The organism is Bacteroidales bacterium (genome assembly GCA_014860575.1).
GTDB lineage: Bacteria > Bacteroidota > Bacteroidia > Bacteroidales > JAAYJT01 > JAAYJT01.
Genome location: JACZJK010000033.1, coordinates 84447 through 103114 on the forward strand (window position 1 = coordinate 84447; position 18668 = coordinate 103114).

The following is an 18668-nucleotide window of genomic DNA, read 5'->3' on the forward strand; positions in this document are numbered from 1 at the left end:
AACATGGACGGGGAACCCATGCTTTTTTGAGGTTTGTAGCAATATATCTGTTTATTGGCCGGAAATAATTAGTCTTATGCAGATCAAAAAAAAACGCAAAAATGTGCTCAGACGTATAGTTTCTACACTGCTGATCCTCGGTCTTATCATTGGCATTTCAGGTATTTGGGCTTCCAGATTCCTTAAACGCCAGATTCAGAATGAAAAATACAACGAGCTTACTGCAATTACCAATCTCAAGGTTCGGGAAGTAACACGCTGGATTGAAGAACGGAAAAATGAAGGGTATTTTCTGCAGCAAAATCCTGATTTTGTCGAAATGATTATTCAACTCAATCAAAACCCCGAAGACTCTGCGGCAAAAATTAAATTGGGTGAATGGCTCAAACCAATTCTCAACAACCACGATTATTCGGATATGCATTTATATGGCCTGAGAAATCAATTACTTGCTTATTTCTTTTCCGGCCCAGAACCGCATGAACCCGTAACCCTTTTTCATAAAGATTATTTAAATAAACAACTTACTGATTCCATCCGATTTGGTGATATTTATTACGACTCAACTGCCAGTCATTTACATTTCGATATAATTGTCCCTCTTCAAAAGGATGGAGTCAGGTTGGGTGTTATTATCCTTACGATTAATCCTGAGATTTTTTTATTCCCTGCAATCAGGGAGTGGCCCGTTTCAAGTGAAACATCTGAAGCGCTTATTGCCAAAACAGATGGCGATAGCGTGACAATAATCAACCAAACACGATTTATTAATAATAAACCACTCGCCTTAAAGTTTGAAATTGATTCCAATTCAGTGATTCCGGCAGTTAAAGCAATTTTGGGTGATGCCGGAGTTATTATTGGTACAGATTATCGGGGAGAAAAAGTGCTTGCCAGTGTCTCTGGTATTCCTGGAACCAATTGGTTCATGATAGTGAAATCTGATTTACGCGAAATTTATGCCCCATTCTGGGAAAGGACAATACTTTTAATATTCATGATTATTGCACTGCTTATAGCCATAGGTTCAGTACTCATAACAATATGGAAAAGAAATGAAACTCAACTTTTAAGGCAGCAGCTTGAATTGGAAAAAGAAACCAAAGCCCTTGAGCAACATTACGGATACCTCACCAAATACGCCAACGACATCATTATGTTGATGAATGAAAAAGGCGACCTAATTCAGATGAATGAAAGAGGATTGGAAAAATACGGGTATACCAGTGTAGAAATCAAAGGTATGAATATCAACAGGCTTAGGGCAGCGTCAATGCAGGGGGGAACCACTACTATTCTTAAAAAAATATTAAGTGAAGGCCATACCCGACTTGAGAGCATTCATGTTACTAAAAGCGGCATTGAGTTTCCTGTTGAGATCAGCGCCCGCAGCATTAAAATTGAAGACACAGTTTTTATACAAAGCATCGTCCGCGATATTACTAACCATAAAAATTATGAACAAGCAATTCTTGAGCGTGAAAACAACCTGAATATTACACTCGAAAGCATTGGCGATGCAGTAATTGTGACAAACAAAGAAGGGCGCATTACACGCCTGAACAAGGTAGCAGAGCAATTAACCGGATGGAAGGCTTCAGAAGCGTTCCAGCAACATTTGGACGAAATATTGAACATTCGTGACAGCGAAACTAATCAGCCCCTTGAAAGTATAATAGATAAAGTCTTTAGCAAAGATGCCGTGATTGATTTGTCTAATCGAGCTGTACTTGTATCAAAAACGGGCGTAAAAATTCATATTGCCGACAGCGCTGCTCCTATTCACAATGAACATGGTGAGTTGGTGGGCGTTGTGATCGTGTTTAGGGATATTACTGAAAAATACCAGCAAGAGCAGGTATTGCGGGAGAGTGAAGAAAAGTTCCGCTTGCTGGCTGAATCAACTCCGGTTGCTATCATGATTTACCAGGGCGATACCTGGGTTTATGCCAACAAAGGTGCGAAACTAATAACCGGATATGAACCAGAGAACCTGCTAGAAATGAACTTTTGGCATATCGTGCACCCCGATGACCAGTCCATGATTATGGAAAGAGGGCGTGCCCGACAGCAAGGATTACCAGTTCCCGACAGATACCAGTTTCGTATTATATCAAAAAACGGAAAAACACATTGGGTTGACCTGAGCGGAACATTGATTCAATACAATGGCAAACCTGCCGGAATGATCTCAGTAATGGATGTTACTGAGCAAAAGGAAGCAATGCTCAGGATAGCGGAGAATGAATCAAGGCTATCAAGTATCTTTAAAGCAGCGCCGGTTGGCATCGGAATGGTTGTTAACCGTGTAATCATCGAAGTGAACGAGCGGGTTTGTAATCTGACCGGCTACAGCCATGAGGAACTCATCGGCAAGAGTGTCCGGATGCTCTATGCTGATGATGTTGAGTATGAATTCGTAGGAAGAGAAAAATACAGGCAAATAGAAGTTTCGGGAGTTGGCGAAGTTGAATCGCGATGGAATAGAAAAGACGGTGAAGTTATTGATATACTTTTAAGATCAGTACCTCTAGATCCGCAGGACCATAAAAAAGGAGTGATGTTTACAGCAATGGATATCACAGCGCGTAAACACTCAGAAGAAACAGTGCGTGAAAGCCAGCGCACACTTGCAACGCTCATGAGCAACCTGCAAGGCATCGTTTACCGTTGCCGCAATAATGAGGATTGGGAAATGCAATTCCTCTCCGATGGCATAAAAGCGATCACGGGTTTCGAACCTGATGATTTCCTTGAACAGGGATCCAGGGCATACAGTGAATTGATACATCCTGATGATAGGCAGGACATATGGGATTTGGTTCAGGTTGCAGTTGAGGAAAAACAGCCTTATGAATTTGAATTCAGAATGAAGACGATCAGGGGGGATTATATTTGGGTTTGGGAAAAAGGAAGGGGAATCTACGATGATAATGATGAACTGCTTTTTCTTGAAGGATTTATTTCAGATATCAATTGGCGCAAGCGGAATGAAGAAATACAGAAAGTTGTTTTTAACATAGCCAATGCAGTCAATTTTACTGGAAACCTGGTGGAAATTTCTTTGTTGATCCAACAGGAGCTTTCAAAAATCATTGACACCAATAATTTCCTTATCGCACTTCACAACGCTGAAGACAATTCGATAAGTCTTCCATTTATGGCCGACCAAAAAGATCATTTTCCAACATTTCCGGCTGGCAAAACCCTCACAGGTTACGTTATTTCGAATGATCTGCCGTTGCTTGTTGGAGAAGAGGAAATCAGGAAGTTGAATGCTGAAGGCGTGATTGAAATCCATGGAACCGTTTCAAAATCATGGCTAGGTGTTCCTTTAAGATTTAAAAATGATGTAATAGGTGCATTGGTAATTCAGGATTATGAAAACCCTAACGCCTATACACTCAACGACTTGGAGATCATGAAATTTGTTTCGAACCAGATTGCGTTGAGCATCGAGAAGAAACGGGCCGAAGATGAATTGCGGCAGGCAAAGGAAAAAGCTGTTGAATCGGACAAATTAAAAACAGCTTTTCTGGCAAATATGTCGCACGAAATCAGAACACCAATGAACGCCATCATTGGGTTCTCAGATTTACTTGCCGACAAAGGACTGAATGAAGAGGACAGGAAGAATTTTATTCACATCATTCAGAACAACGGCAATGTTTTGCTCAACCTTATTGACGACATCATTGACATGGCCAAACTTGAAGCCGGGCAACTAAGAATTGACAAAAAGGTTGTCAACATCAATGAAGTGCTCGATGAACTGTTTAACTATTTCACCGAATACCGGCATAAAATGGATAAATCCGGTATCGAGGTCAGGTTTCCAAATTATCATGGCGGCAAACTGGAGCTCAAAACCGATTCATTCCGGTTCAGGCAAATTATTTCGAACCTGATCAACAATGCATTGAAGTTTACCGAAGCTGGATTCATTGAACTTGGATATACTTTTCAAGTGCCTGCATCCGCTCCTGAAGGAACACCGGACCCAGCCATCACCTTTTATGTAAAAGATACTGGAGTGGGCATTCCAGAAGACAAGCTAAACCTTGTCTTTGACCGGTTCAGGCAAGCTTACGACTCACATGCAAGAATTTTTGGCGGAACCGGGCTTGGCCTTACAATATCGAGAAACCTTACCGAGATGCTTGGTGGTAAAATCTGGGTTGAAAGTACTCCCGGTTCAGGTACTGTTTTCTATGTTTCACTGCCATCTGAACAAGTTAACAGCATGCCGGGCGCCAACCAACATCTTTTAGAAGAAGAAAACAAGCTTTTTGATGGATCGGGACTTCATATACTTATTGCAGAAGATGAACCTTCAAGCGCCTATTTTCTTGAAACTATTATACTTAAAACCGGTGCACGGGTTACAATAGTAACCAACGGACTTGATGCACTCAAAACCTGCCAAACCGGTAATAACATTGATCTCGTATTCATGGATATCCGGATGCCAGTGATGGATGGCTATGAAGCAACACAGAAAATCAAGGACCTTTTCCCGAACCTACCGGTAATTGCCCAAACAGCCTTTGCTATGGCTGAAGAAGTAGAGCGTTCGAAGCAGATCGGGTGCAACGACCATATTACGAAGCCCATTCGTCCTTCTGAAATAATAGCCATGCTTGAGAAATACATTACCAAAAATCCTGTGAACTAGCTCCAATGTTTTAATTTTAAACCTGAATAATAAAGGAATTCTTCCTCAGGTTCTATTGCTTTCATTCTTCTTTGCAATTTCAAGCATATTAGTGAAAGACTTCACTAAAATATCAGACGTGCTAAAATACAAATCATTAGCAAGAGGAATAAATGTTGGAGTCGGGTCCAGACGCAAGTAAGTTACGTTCAGATTGCCGTGACCCAGCCTGATACGGTCGAGTGCATCAGCATCTTTCAGCAAGGCAGTAGTTTTCCAGAACGCATGATCTTTGTGCAGTTCAAAACCTTCGGAATGATTTCTAACCGCGGTTCCAATTTCTTCCAACTCGTAAGCGTTCGCACCCTGGCTCATAAAAAACTCAGCAAAGACCGGTAGCTTGTTCTCAGTTGACCATAAACCATGTTTTGAACAATAACCATCATGCTTGCGCGCCATATCATGAATAAAGGCCGCACAGAATGCGAGTCGGGTTTCACGCTCCCATTCCAGTTTCTCTCCAAGCAGCATTACATGGCACATAACCCTGTAAGTATGATTTATCCCGTGCAGCAAACTCTGATGATCAAAGTGGCTTTCATTCAGGATAAATTTGCCCGGATCAAAACCTAATGGTTTCATACGCCTATCTTTTCGTTTACGATTTTAAGGATAGCTGATTCCAGTTCGATGGCAGAATTTTCAATCGCGGCGCCTTGTTCAATAATTTTTGCAGCAAAAACTTTGTCTTCCAAACCGGCTGCATTGATTTTCACATTCAGGTAAGCGCCCATCACGGCGGCTCTGGCACAAAGCGCTCCAACACCGGCATCAGAAACCGAATTGGGGTTGCCCGTTTCGGCCATCGCTTTAATCACTTCCATTGATTTGTGCGCCTTTTCCATTACCCTGAAAGGAATTTCAGTAGCATAACGTGTTGCATCCTGGATCGCATTTTTGCGTGCTTTTTTTTCCTCTTCATTAGCTTTTGGTAAACCGAAAGCATCCATGATGCGGTTGAAAGCGTTAGTGTCTTCATCAACCAGGTGCAACATTTCATCTTTTAATTGCTGGCCTTTTTCGGCCCAGATAGAGAACTCTTCCCAGCGATCATCCCATCCGGCTTTGTGCGATGATAAATTCGCAACCATGGTTGCAAGCGATACTCCTAAAGCGCCAACATAAGCCGAAATAGACCCGCCGCCGGGTGCCGGTGATTCCGAAGCCGTTTCATTTGCGAACCCTTTGCAGGTCATATCCACAAGCTTTTTCTCATTTCTATCGCGGAGGATATATTCAATGATCTTTTCCTCTGGTTTGAAAGGTTTCAGATCGTCAAGTCCCAGCGATTTTATTGCGATTTTTATGATCTCATCTTCTGAAATTCCCAGGGAACGATTTTGCTTATTGAGAAAATATTTGCCAGCGTCAATCATTGCTTTCAAAGGGATCAAACCAACAAGTTCAGAACCGGTAACACGAATGCCCCTTTCCTGAGCCTTGGTGCAGGCTTCTTCAAAAGCTACATGAACCGGGGTCACACTTATATTTGTAAGGTTAATTGAAATCTGTGCAATCCCATATTCTTCGATGAACCAACCAATGGCTTTGCACTCTTTCAGCGAACCGGGAATATACACCGGGTTTCCTTTTTCGTCTTTCAGAATTTTGCCGGTAATCGGGTTGCCTTCTCTTTTTGGCCGTCCCTTTTCCCTGATATCAAAAGCAATTGCATTAGCACGACGGGTGGAAGTTGTGTTCAGGTTGATATTATAAGCAACCAGAAAATCCCTCGCGCCAACGGCTGTAGCGCCTGATCTGGCATTGAAGGTAGCAGGCCCGAAATCGGGTTTCCATGTTAGGTTCGCAAGCTTTTCGGGTAGCCCTTCGTATTCGCCTGCGCGGCAATTTGCAAGGTTCTTTCGTTCAGGAAACTGTGCAGCATTCTCATAGCAATAAACTGAAATACCCAACTCCTCCCCTATTCTTTTAGCAAGTTTTCGTGCGTATTCAACGGTTTCTTCCATGGTAATTCCTGAAATCGGAATTAGCGGGCAAACATCTGTAGCTCCAAAGCGGGGATGCTCGCCTTTGTGTTTGCGCATATCAATAATTTCGGATGCTTTCTTCACAGCGAGAAAAGCAGCCTCAATCACCGCTTCCGGTGTTCCAACCATTGTAACTACTGTGCGGTTAGTTGCTGCACCGGGATCAACATCAAGCAGTTTTACACCTTCAACGCTTTCAATCTGATCGGTAATTTGTTTAATGATTGCCATATCGCGGCCTTCACTGAAATTGGGGACGCATTCAATAAGTTGTTGCATAATCTTTAAGTTCTGTTAAGAGTAATTAAGATTGGAATTGCCGGTTGCAAATGTAAGAATTGGATGAGAATTCCGAAAACCCCATCATGCTGAATGTTACCGAAAATCTGATATTAAAAAGGTTGTTTGCAGAATGAAAACACTTCTTTTCATTTAACGACCCTACCATTTAGGATTACCGTTTCAACCTTATTACTGCCATAGGCATAAGGCATGAAAGCGTATGTAGGGATGGGCTGTGTAATGAAAAGATTGGCTTTTTTGCCAATTGCAATACTGCCCATTTCTTCACTCAGGCCCATAGCATAAGCGCTGTTGATGGTTGTAGCATTAAATGCTTCCTCTGGGGTCATACGATATTTGATGCAACCCATGGAGAGGATCAGTTGCATGTTTCCCGAAGGAGATGAACCAGGATTAAAATCACTTGCCATTGCCACAGGTAATCCTGCATCAATCATTTTCCGGGCAGGGGCATATATCAGACCAAGAAAAAAAGATGCGCCCGGTAACAAGGTAGGCATGGTATCAGAATCAAGCAATGATGTAATTTCATCATCACCTGTATATTCGAGGTGGTCAACAGAAAGGGCGTTGTATTTTACGCCCACCTGAATGCCACCTGAAAAATCCAATTCATTGGCATGTATTTTTGGACGCAGGCCGTATTTTATGCCAGCCATCAGAATGCGTTCGGTTTCTTCGGTTGTAAAGAATCCTTTATCACAGAAAACATCAATATAATCGGCAAGATCTTCAGCAGCAACTGCCGGGATCATTTCATTGATGATCAGATCAACGTATTCGCCCTGCCTGCCTTTATATTCGAGCGGAACAGCGTGCGCTCCAAGAAATGTAGCCACTATAGTGAGCGGAGAAACTTCTTTCAGCTTTCGGATCACACGCAACATTTTCAATTCGTCTTCGGTGTTCAGACCGTAACCGCTTTTGATTTCAACGGCGCCGGTTCCAAAGCCAATAATTTCATTTAGCCTTGCCTGTGCCTGTTCAACGAGGCTGTCAAAAGATGTATCATGCAAACGCTTTGCGGAATTCAAAATCCCTCCACCGCGTTTGGCAATCTCTTCATAACTCAAGCCCTTTATCTTATCAATGTATTCAATTTCGCGGCTTCCAGCATACACAAGGTGGGTGTGGGAGTCGCAGAATGATGGGAATACCATTTTACCGCTGGCATCAATCTTTTCTAATTTTTCCGTATTTATATTTTTTAATGATAAGTCTCGCATGCTTCCAAAGTCAGCGATTTTACCGTCTTCGATGAGCAGCCAGGCATTCTTCAAAGTATTAAGCCTGCCCATTTCCTTACCCCTGGCTAAAAGCCGGTTTCCATCATCAATGCCAATTAATTCCTTAATGCTTTCAATCAAAATCTCCATAGTTGCTTTATTATAATTCGGTTGCGAAATTAAACAATTACAGGAAAGAAGAACGAAACCGGTTTTTTGCGATCATTACACACCGCTCAACTCTCTAAACACCCTAAACTTCTAAACTTCTAAACTCTCTTCGCAACTTCACCTCGTAGCGAGAGATTTTACGAATAAAACTGGTCAAAGTACAACCTAAAAAATATTCATACCTTTACAGGCTAACTTTTTTTTTGCTGCTGAAAAAGCAGTCTGAGTGATTTCTCTTTGACGACCTGCAAATTATTATAATCCTTTAACCAATATTAAAGTCATGAAAAACAAAGCTTTACAAATTATTTTAATCGTTATCAGCCTGATGCTGTTCCAGACAGCTCAAAGCCAGACCGGTGAGCGAAGCTGGACTATCCTCGAAACATACACCGTTCCGGGCAAAGCTTCCGGACTGGCATGGGATGGAACCTACCTTTACTTTGGTATTTACGGTGCAAACGGTGACAAAGTGTATCGGTTCGATCCGGTAAGCGGAACAAACCAACTGCAATTCTCCAATCCATCAATAGGCGATTCATATGGCATGACTTACGATGGGCAGCATCTTTGGATCATTGACCGTGGAACGTCCGGTCCTTCTTATGCTCTGCAGCTTGATTTGAGTGGAAATATTGTTTCACAGTTTACACTTCCGGCTCAGTACATGTCGGGCATAGCCTACGATAATGGTGATTTTTGGGTTAATGTTTACTATCCGGATCCAGGCGTGGTCTATAAAGTTACCAACGCCGGCGCCATTCTCCAACAATTTGCTCCGCCACACGATCAGCCCTGGGACATCTGCCTGCAGGGCAATGACCTGTGGATTGTTGATTACAATGCCTACAAGATTAATAAAGTTGATCAAACCGGCACTGTCCTCGAAAGTCATGATGCCGAGAATCAGCGTCCGGCAGGGATTGTATTTGATGGAACTTATCTCTGGTATGTTGATGGGCCGCTGGGTGCAAACAGCACACTTTATAAAGTTGATCCAGGTGGAGCAGGAACTCCTGCAATTCAGGTACCGGTTAACTCATGGGACTTTGGAAATGTTACCGTTGGTTCTACAGGAACCTGGAATTTGCTTGTGCAAAGCACCGGTACAGCGCCGTTGGAAGTCAGCAATATTCTTTTCCCACCCAATTTTCCGGTGTATAGCACAGCTACTTTTCCGGTTATAATTCCAAACGGACAATCGGCAACAATTCCAATTGTGTTCGCACCACAGGCAGCCGGACCATTGAATGGCAGCGCCCAGGTTGTATCAAACGATCCTGTGAACCCATCGGTAAGCATCACCATGAATGGTTATGGAGTAATTGATGGCCCCAATATTCACTTGCCGGTTTCAAGCCATAATTATGGAACCATCCGTACCAATGCTACTAAACGTTGGACGATGGAGGTTCAGAATACTGGAAATGCTGTTTTGACAATTAATTCAATCACGGTTGACGATCCAAATTTTTATGTAGAAGACAATGTCAGCCTGCCGATAAACCTGGCTCCGCTCGCACAGGCATATTTCAATGTCTGGTTCTGGCCTTCACAAGGCATGCCCTATGAGGCTACACTGAGCATCGAAAGCAATGACCTGCCCAACAATCCTTTACTCGTTGAGCTGGCAGGCTCCGGACAGGATGGCCCCTACCCTATCGGCACCAATTTATGGCAGCATGTTATTACGAATGGTTTCGATAACAGCCCAAAAGCCATGCATTATATTCCAGATATTAATGGAGATGGAATAGCTGATTACATAGTTTGCTCCGAAGATAATAACGTAAGGTGTTTTAATGGCAATGCGTCCGGTGAGGGACAAGTACTTTGGGCACGGGAAATTTATTCCGGTAATATCTACCAGCAAACTGCACTTACACTCATTGAAGACATCAATGAAGATGGCTATACCGATGTTGTAGTGGGAACCACGGGCGGTGATCGCTCAATAGTAGCCCTAAGCGGGAAAACAGGTGAAATTTTATGGAAACACAGCACTACAAACATAGGTGGAGGTGGATGGGTTTATGCCGTTGATACAAAGTTTGATTACAACGGAGATGAATTTCCCGATGTATTGGCAGCAACAGGAGATGATGGCAACGGCACCGGCCCACGCAGGGTTTATTGCCTTGATGGCAAAATTGGAAATCCAATCTGGGAATCCTTCTTCAGTGCAGCAGCTTTTGCCGTAATGGGTGTTGAAGATTTTAATAATGACGGAATTCCTGATGTAATTGCTGCCGGCGACAACCAAAGCGGAAGTGCAGGAAGGGTAGCAGGAATCAATGGAACCAACGGTGGCATTTTGTGGTCTTACACCACTTCAGGTATTTCAGTATTTGCCATAGAAACCCTTGATGATATCAACGGCGATGGAGTACCCGATATCATTGCAGGAAGTTTTAACGGTAATTATTACCTGATGAACCCGGTAAATGGCTCGGTGTTGCACCAGGGATATTTAGGAAACAACCTGATTGTAAAATTCGCGAGCCTTGATGATGTGAACGGCGATGGCTATGCAGATATCATACCCGGCCACTCCGGAACCGTAGCCATGGTGATCAATGGTTATGATGGTTCGCAAATCTGGACAAAATCATTACCCGATAAACCCTGGAATGTGGCACGCATCCCCGATGTGAGCGGAAACAACATTAATGATGTTGTGGTTGGAACCCTGTTCCAAAGCAATTTTGTCTATTTCCTGAAAGGAACCGACGGTACAGACCTTTTCTCGCAGAATTATGGAGAGGCTATTGATGCCATCGGTGTTATTCCGGATATTACAGGCGACCATTCATGGGAAATGATTGCCGGTGGAAGAAATGGTAAAGTTGTTTGCTATTCAGGCGGAGTGGATACTTTTGTAGGGATTGATGATCCTCAGAAACCAGAAGGAAACACTTTCATGGTCAGCAGTTTTCCGAATCCGTTTACGGAAGAAACAACCATTACAGTAAATCTGCCATTTGCAGCTTCAATGAGCATTAATATTATTGACATTTCGGGAACCAATGTGTGGCAGTTGCCGGAAAAGATGTATCAGCAGGGCCAACATGAAATCAAATGGAACGGTACTAACAATCATGGAAAAAAACTGCGCCAAGGCATTTACATTTATGAAGTATTGTTGCAGGGCCGGAGTTCTTCGGGTAAGTTGATTTTGATGGGCGAGTAAGCCCAATGTACTAATTTACTCTAACACCAATATATTCAGCGATGCACAAACTCAGATTACGCCGAACAACTCTACTTAGCCTACTAGCTCTGGTTCTAGGAATAGCCGGGATTACTTTCTATCTTGCCACCATTTCCAATGAAAAACCACTTTTCCAATCCTTGCCTGAAAACAAGGAGCCAAAGATGGTGCCTAACGACTGGATGGCCAAGCAAAAGCTCTATCCCAATTCCAAATTCAGTCATGAGCATTACTTACACTCACTCCGGCAGGCCAGAACGTTGCATGACAATTCACCCTCTTTCAGGGCTTCGTGGGAACTGGCCGGGCCAAAGAATATTGGTGGTCGCATTACCGACATTGCCATACATCCTGATAATCCAACCACCATGTATATTGGTGCAGCATCCGGCGGCATACTAAAAACAACCAACAACGGATTATCCTGGGAAAATGTTTTCACTGAAGCCCCTGTGATTTCGATTGGAGCGCTGGCCATTGACCCTGCTGATCAGAACGTATTATATGCCGGAACCGGTGAAGCCAATGCATCAAGTTACAGCTTTATCGGCAACGGTTTGTATAAATCAAGTGATGCAGGTCTTTCATGGGACTTTATCGGGCTTGAGCAATCGGCATATTTTGGTCGCATTTTGGTTGACCATTCCAATAGCCAGCGTGTTTTTGCTGCCGCCTGCGGAACCCTGTTCACACCCAATGAGCAACGTGGTATTTACCGTTCCGAAGATGCCGGTAGTACCTGGGAGCAGGTATTGTTTGTTTCGGACTCCACGGCTGGAGTTGATATTGTGCAGCATCCTTCCAATCCGGACATTCTTTATGCTGCCATGTGGGAACGCATGCGCGGCATTACTTACCGGCGTTCGCACGGGCCAACTTCAGGTATTTACAAAACCATGGATGGAGGCGATACATGGACTTTGCTGGAAAACGGGCTTCCCGGCGGAAGCCAGAAAGGGCGCATCGGGCTGGCCATTGCGCAGAACAACCCGGAAATCGTGTATGCATTTATTGACCGCAATATGAGTGGAAACGTTGTTGCAAGTGTTTATAAAACAATCAACGGAGGAGCATCGTGGCAACAAACCAATGATGGTGCACTTTCGGACATGAACAGTACTTTCGGCTGGTACTTTGGCCAGATCAGGGTTGATCCGCTCAACGACAACCGCATCTTCATGCTTGGTGTTGACCTTTACCGCTCAGATAATGGCGGCAGTTCTTACACACAAATCGCCGGTTACTTCAATATAGATGAAATTTACGTTGATAATCATGCCATGTATATTGATCCGAACACAGGGTTTATTGTTCATGGAAATGATGGCGGCTTATACACGAGTTCCAATTATGGCAACTCGTGGAACAAAGTCAATAACTTGCCAATGACCCAATTTTACGCCATCGAAATTGATTACCTGAACCCACAAAGAATTTATGGCGGAACCCAGGATAACAATACGGTGCGAACGCTTACCGGCTCACTCACCGACTGGCAGCGCATCCTTGACGGCGACGGATTCTATTGCCTGGTAGATTACACCAACTCCAACACCATTTATGCTGAATCACAATGGGGAAATCTTTACCGGTCAACCACCGGAGGAAATAACTTCTCGTACATAGCTGATGATTTTTCAGGCGACCGCACCAATTGGTCCTCACCTTTTGTCATGCATCCTGATAATAATCAAACTTTGTTTTTCGGAACTTACCGGGTTTGGAAAACCACGAACCGGGGCAATTCCTGGACGGCTATCAGCAGTGATCTTACTAACAACCTTGGTGCTTCCGGATTCAGTACGCTAAGCACGCTGGCAATCTCTACACTTAATCCAAACTACCTGCTTACCGGATCTGATGATGGGCGCGTTCACATTACTGCAAACGGAGGCCTGAACTGGGCGGATATCTCTGCGGGCCTGCCTGTGCGCTGGATCACACGGGTGGCTTTCGATCCGTTTGAAATTAACACTATTTATGCTACAGTATCGGGGTTCAGATGGGATGAGCCGCATCCTTATGTGTTTCGATCCACAAACCTTGGCCAGGATTGGGAAAGCATCAATGGCAACCTGCCTGAGTTACCTGTGAATGTTATTATTGCCGATCCCGGTGTTCAGAACCGTTTGTTTGTGGGAACCGATGCCGGGATATTTTACACAGAAAATGGCGGGGAGCAATGGTGGGGTTTATCGCAGGGTATTCCGAATGTGCCGGTAACGGATCTGAAAATTCATCATCCAACCCGCAGCATTGTGGCAGGAACTTATGGTTGTTCAGCTTACAAGCTTGATCTTGGTCTTCTCACAGGATATGATGAAACAGCTCAGCAAATAAAGAGCAATGCTGTTGTGCTCAAACCACCTGCGCCTAATCCATTTTCAAGAGCAGCTACCTCGGAAATTGAAATTTCGTTTTACATGGCAAGCGAATCCAATGTCAATCTTGCAATATACAGCCTCAACGGAATGCTTGTTGCTACCCTGGCTTCAGGAAATCATCCTGGCGGTTCCCACACTTATAACTGGAATGCTACGCATGAAAATGGCAAATCCCTTACTGCCGGCGTGTATATTATCAACCTTGCAATCGGGTCGGGTAACGTCAACCAGAAAATTGTGATCGCAGATTAAGAAACAATCTACCAATCATTAATTTCATGAGAACCAACCTATTTTTAGTGTTGCTGCTGTATGGCTGCGTGCCATGCGATGATCCGATTGTGCTCGACAACGGACCGTTGCCAGATAGCATACTTGCGATGGTTCCTTATGCAGATGGAAATGTTTACTCGCTTCAGCATTCCAATGGACAAATAATCAACTTTGCTTCCACACGGTTTTCAGAAACGGAAGTAGAGGATTGCCACTATTGTTGTGATCACACAATCAGTTATGAAATCAACTCAACCAAACTGACCCCTGATTATCCTGTTTTCAGCATTGACTTTTGGCTATCAAACGCTGACACTATTCAATATGGGTTTTCCTGCAATGTTGGCAAATACTTTCTCAACATCCCGGTTCACAAGCATCAATACTCAGTATTTCTTGATTATGCCGACTCGATACAGATTGGCAGCACGTATTATTATGATGTTTTCAGGATCAAACCATACAACCATAACCTTTACAATGAACCCATCAAGGTTGATAGTGTGTATTACAACCGAACTGAAGGTATAATCTTTATTAAAATGTCGAATGAAGAATACTATAGCATTATTGATTAATACTTTCATATTGGTTGCGCTGATGGCTTCGCTTGCAGCCTGCAATCTGCCAAAAGAAAAAGTTTATAAGATTGAAGATGGGAACAAAGGTTGGTTGTATGATGGAGATGTTGGCAGCGGCATAATCATGGCAGACAATAATGGAATTTCAGAAAGTTTTTTATTGTACTCCAGCGATCATGAGTTTAGTGAAGGCGCCAGTGGGTACTTCTTTGTTACAACCGAAGTAAGCAAAAGGGAGTCATTTCACCAGGCTTTTTCATCCACTTACAGTCATAGATTCAGTCTTTCTTTGAGCGCCAATTACCCTCCGTTTGGCGATGAATTATATGTGAACCTTGATGGGATTACCTTTGCCTACGATTTGAAATACAACGAAATTTCAAGGCTTGACACGCCATTTGGCTATAAATCAAAGACGATGACAGACGAAGGATACTCCGGTTACATCATCATTGAGTCAACTGTTGAAATGCTAAATCATCTTGAACTGAACGGTTTCACGTATGACGAGGTTTTGAAGTTTACAATAAATGATTTTCCTGAAAATTGGACAAATTTTACAATCAGGGAAATTTTTATTGCCAGAGAACATGGGCTTGTAAAATATGTTATGAATAATGGAATCGAAGTTTTAAGAAGCATGAATTAAGCTCCAGCCAAACGGAAATTCTGTTAAGGCCATTTCTCAAACAATCGAATACAGGAATGAAGAAAAATTTACTTTCCAAATCCACATTTATCCGTGGAATGCAATGCCATAAATCGCTTTACCTTTATAAGCATAGATATTTCCTGCGCGATAAACTCTTGCCTGAACAATTGGCAAAGTTTAAACGCGGCACCAATGTGGGTGTTTTGGCCAGACAATTGTTCCCAAATGGGTTTGATGCAAGTCCTCCAATCCACTTTCAAACTGCCCGTGCGGTAGAAACAACCCGTGAACTTGTAGCCAGGAAACATCCGGTTATTTACGAAGCCTATTTCAGTAATGATTCTGTTGTGGTGGCTTTGGATATTCTTGAACACAGAGATGGGAAATGGTATGGTTACGAAGTAAAAAGTTCACTCTCAATCAGCGAAACCTATCTCAATGATGCAGCTCTGCAATACCATGTGATCAGCAATTGCGGTGTTGACCTAGAAGACTTCTCCATTATTTATATGAACAAGGATTATGTGCGGCAAGCGGAACTTGATCTGAACCAACTTTTCATCACACAAAGTGTGCTTGAAGAAGCCAGATCAAGGCAGCCCATGATAGCCGAAGAAATTGCCGCCCAACTCAAAGTTACCGAACTTTCAAAATCTCCGGCCATTGACATCGGCCCGCATTGCAACAAGCCCTACCCCTGCGATTTCCAGGGGCATTGCTGGAAGCACATTCCCAAAAACTCCATTTTCGAACTGCAATTGTTAAATGAGGAACAAAAGTTTGAGTTGTACTCAAAAAGTATTTTGCTGCTGGTGGATATTCCTGATGATTTCCTTACCGACCCGGTTCAGAAAATGAAACTCCAGGCACACAAAACCGCAACACCCTTCATTGACAAGGAATTCATCCGCGGATTCATTGAAAAGATTGAATATGCTGTATGCTTCCTTAAAGTTTGGTATCATCGGCCGGCTGTACCACTATATGCGGGGACGAGGCCATATGAGAAGTTGCCGTTTTTTCTAAGCACTGGCCATGCGTATCGTTCCTTTTCTGAACCAGAATTAAAGCATCATTATTTTGAACCTGGTCAAAATTCATTGCCAGTTTTCTATCAATTGCTCATTGAAATCCTCGAAACCAGCAAGAGCATCATTCTGTTTGATGACGTATTCTTAATTGATAAAGTTTCGGTTTTAAATTCTACTATTCAGCCAGGTTCGAATAAAACAATATTAGATCTGTCTGCAGTTTTGAAAAGCAATTATTATTACGACCCTCAGGCAAACCAGAAAAATGAACTTCCGGAGATTCCTACTGTCGCATCTTTCAGTACTTCTGTAAAAGACTTGTTTGCCAGCGAACTTGAAGCTTCATCAGCTTATAACATTGTGTCAGGAAAGAGTAAGGAGCAGGAAGATTTCATGATCAGGATGCAAGCAAGCTCGCATTTTCAGATTCAAAAGATGTCAGCATTTTTTAAGTATTTGAAAATAATAACTGAGCCAAAATTTCCAACCAATTGATTAGTTGATTGTAGCGAATTGTTGAAAAATATTCTCGCACATTTCACAGCCAAACCTGTTTTAATATCCCTATTTTTGACCCCATGGAAGAACAAAAAAACACCTTTGCCGATAGCACCCGCCGTCGCCTCAAAAAGCCCGCTGTTACTAATGATCTGATGGATCATGGCAAATTGCCGCCACAAGCTATTGAGCTCGAAGAAGCCGTACTCGGAGCTATTATGCTCGAAAAAGATGCACTCACAGCGGTAATTGACATTTTAAAGCCCGATACCTTTTACAAGGAAGTTCACCATATTATTTTTGAAGCCATTACGCAACTCTTTCAAAAGACTGAACCTGTTGATATCCTCACCGTCACCAACCAGCTGAAAACCAATGGCAAGCTTGAAATTGTAGGCGGGCCATATTACATTACGCAACTTACAAACAGGATATCTTCGGCCGCCAACATTGAATATCACGCCCGCATCCTGATGCAGAAATATATTCAGCGTGAGTTGATCCGAACCTCATCAGAAATCATCCGCGATTCCTTTGAAGACACCACCGATGTTTTCGACTTGCTCGACAAAGCTGAACAAAACCTGTTTTCGTTGAGCGAAACCAACCTCAGGCGCAATTTTCAGGACATGCCTTCACTTATAAAGGAAGCCGTTGAAAATATTGAGAAAGCAAAAAATATGGAAGGTCACCTTAGTGGGGTTCCATCCGGATTTTCCGCATTGGATCGCATCACAAACGGATGGCAACCTTCTGACCTCATCATTATTGCAGCCAGGCCTGGTATGGGTAAAACGGCTTTCGTACTTACAATGGCCCGAAATATTGCCGTTGATTTCAAAAGGCCTATGGCTGTTTTTTCTCTTGAAATGTCGGCTATTCAACTTGTGACCCGCTTGATCTCAGCCGAAACCATGCTTCCGGCCGATAAACTGAAAAAAGGAACACTTGAAAACCATGAATGGCATCAACTCAATGCTAAAATAAAAAATCTGGAAGATGCCAAGCTGCTCATTGACGATACACCGGCACTGACGATTTTTGAACTCCGGGCCAAATGCCGGCGTTTGAAAGCACAATATGATATTCAACTTGCCGTGGTTGACTACCTGCAGTTGATGTCGGGTGGCGGTGAAAACAGGGGAAATCGCGAACAGGAAATTAGCAATATTTCAAGATCGCTGAAAGCGCTTGCCAAAGAACTGAATATCCCGATCATTGCCCTGTCGCAATTAAGCCGTGCCGTTGAAACCCGTGGCGGTTCAAAAAAGCCAATTCTTTCCGACCTTCGTGAATCAGGCGCCATCGAACAGGACGCCGATATGGTTTTGTTTATCTACCGCCCGGAATATTACAAAATCACCGAGGACAGTGAGGGGAACTCCCTGGCCGGGATCGCAGAAATAAGTATTGCAAAGCATAGGAACGGCAAGCTTGCAGATATTAACCTGCGCTTCGTTGATCAGTTTGCCCGCTTCATGGATCTGGAAGAGAACTATCAAAGCGACCCGGGTTACAACCAGCAGCATCCTTATCAAGGCAATCAGAATACTGTTACCTACCAGAGTAAAATTAACGAGATGGATGATTCGTCTGACGACGACCAACCGTTCTAGGGGCGTGGGGCGTGGAGCAT

General features: G+C 43.2%; 10 protein-coding genes. 7 read left to right on the plus strand and 3 right to left on the minus strand.

The window, feature by feature from the left end; genetic code table 11:
- Window positions 1–76 precede the first annotated feature (76 nt).
- Window positions 77–4675 (plus strand): PAS domain S-box protein, encoded by a 4599-nt coding sequence (locus IH597_09225; GenBank protein MBE0662636.1) that lies wholly within the window; start codon window positions 77–79, stop codon window positions 4673–4675.
- A 45-nt stretch (window positions 4676–4720) separates the two neighbouring features.
- Here the strand turns inward: IH597_09225 and IH597_09230 are convergent, their stop codons facing one another.
- The 3 genes from IH597_09230 to IH597_09240 all read right to left on the minus strand — a co-directional run bounded on the left by IH597_09230 (window position 4721) and on the right by IH597_09240 (window position 8381).
- A complete protein-coding gene (locus tag IH597_09230) occupies window positions 4721–5296 on the minus strand; it encodes an HD domain-containing protein (GenBank protein MBE0662637.1) in 576 nt (191 codons plus the stop codon).
- Entirely contained in the window at window positions 5293–6984 is a 1692-nt protein-coding gene (ftcD, locus tag IH597_09235) for a glutamate formimidoyltransferase (GenBank protein ID MBE0662638.1), read from the minus strand. The genes IH597_09230 and ftcD overlap by 4 nt, the downstream gene beginning before the upstream one ends.
- 146 nt (window positions 6985–7130) lie before the next feature.
- Complete coding sequence (locus tag IH597_09240; protein MBE0662639.1) at window positions 7131–8381, minus strand: imidazolonepropionase; 1251 nt, start codon at window positions 8379–8381, stop codon at window positions 7131–7133.
- Window positions 8382–8685: 304 nt separating this feature from the next.
- Here IH597_09240 and IH597_09245 point away from each other — a divergent pair, with 304 nt between their 5' ends.
- From IH597_09245 to dnaB, 6 genes are all read left to right on the plus strand, one after another.
- Window positions 8686–11592, plus strand: a complete 2907-nt coding sequence (locus tag IH597_09245; GenBank protein ID MBE0662640.1) for a choice-of-anchor D domain-containing protein — start codon at window positions 8686–8688, stop codon at window positions 11590–11592.
- Window positions 11593–11633: 41 nt separating this feature from the next.
- Window positions 11634–14249, plus strand: coding sequence for a T9SS type A sorting domain-containing protein (locus tag IH597_09250; GenBank protein MBE0662641.1), 2616 nt, complete (start codon window positions 11634–11636; stop codon window positions 14247–14249).
- A 26-nt stretch (window positions 14250–14275) separates the two neighbouring features.
- Complete coding sequence (locus IH597_09255; protein MBE0662642.1) at window positions 14276–14848, plus strand: hypothetical protein; 573 nt, start codon at window positions 14276–14278, stop codon at window positions 14846–14848.
- Window positions 14820–15500 (plus strand): hypothetical protein, encoded by a 681-nt coding sequence (locus tag IH597_09260; GenBank protein MBE0662643.1) that lies wholly within the window; start codon window positions 14820–14822, stop codon window positions 15498–15500. Before IH597_09255 ends, IH597_09260 begins: the two co-directional genes overlap by 29 nt.
- A gap of 56 nt (window positions 15501–15556) precedes the next feature.
- A complete protein-coding gene (locus IH597_09265; protein ID MBE0662644.1) occupies window positions 15557–17029 on the plus strand; it encodes a hypothetical protein in 1473 nt (490 codons plus the stop codon).
- An 83-nt stretch (window positions 17030–17112) separates the two neighbouring features.
- The gene (dnaB, locus tag IH597_09270) at window positions 17113–18648 is read left to right on the plus strand and encodes a replicative DNA helicase (GenBank protein MBE0662645.1); all 1536 of its coding nucleotides are present in this window, start codon (window positions 17113–17115) and stop codon (window positions 18646–18648) included.
- Window positions 18649–18668: the final 20 nt, after the last annotated feature.

Excerpts from the sequence above, each read along its gene's own strand:
- IH597_09225 (MBE0662636.1), top strand. The coding sequence starts at position 77 with ATGCAGATCAAAAAAAAACGCAAAAATGTGCTCAGACGTATAGTTTCT.
- IH597_09230 (MBE0662637.1), bottom strand. The coding sequence starts at position 5,296 with ATGAAACCATTAGGTTTTGATCCGGGCAAATTTATCCTGAATGAAAGC.
- IH597_09240 (MBE0662639.1), bottom strand. The coding sequence starts at position 8,381 with ATGGAGATTTTGATTGAAAGCATTAAGGAATTAATTGGCATTGATGAT.
- IH597_09245 (MBE0662640.1), top strand. The coding sequence starts at position 8,686 with ATGAAAAACAAAGCTTTACAAATTATTTTAATCGTTATCAGCCTGATG.
- IH597_09250 (MBE0662641.1), top strand. The coding sequence starts at position 11,634 with ATGCACAAACTCAGATTACGCCGAACAACTCTACTTAGCCTACTAGCT.
- IH597_09255 (MBE0662642.1), top strand. The coding sequence starts at position 14,276 with ATGAGAACCAACCTATTTTTAGTGTTGCTGCTGTATGGCTGCGTGCCA.
- IH597_09260 (MBE0662643.1), top strand. The coding sequence starts at position 14,820 with ATGAAGAATACTATAGCATTATTGATTAATACTTTCATATTGGTTGCG.
- IH597_09265 (MBE0662644.1), top strand. The coding sequence starts at position 15,557 with ATGAAGAAAAATTTACTTTCCAAATCCACATTTATCCGTGGAATGCAA.
- dnaB (MBE0662645.1), top strand. The coding sequence starts at position 17,113 with ATGGAAGAACAAAAAAACACCTTTGCCGATAGCACCCGCCGTCGCCTC.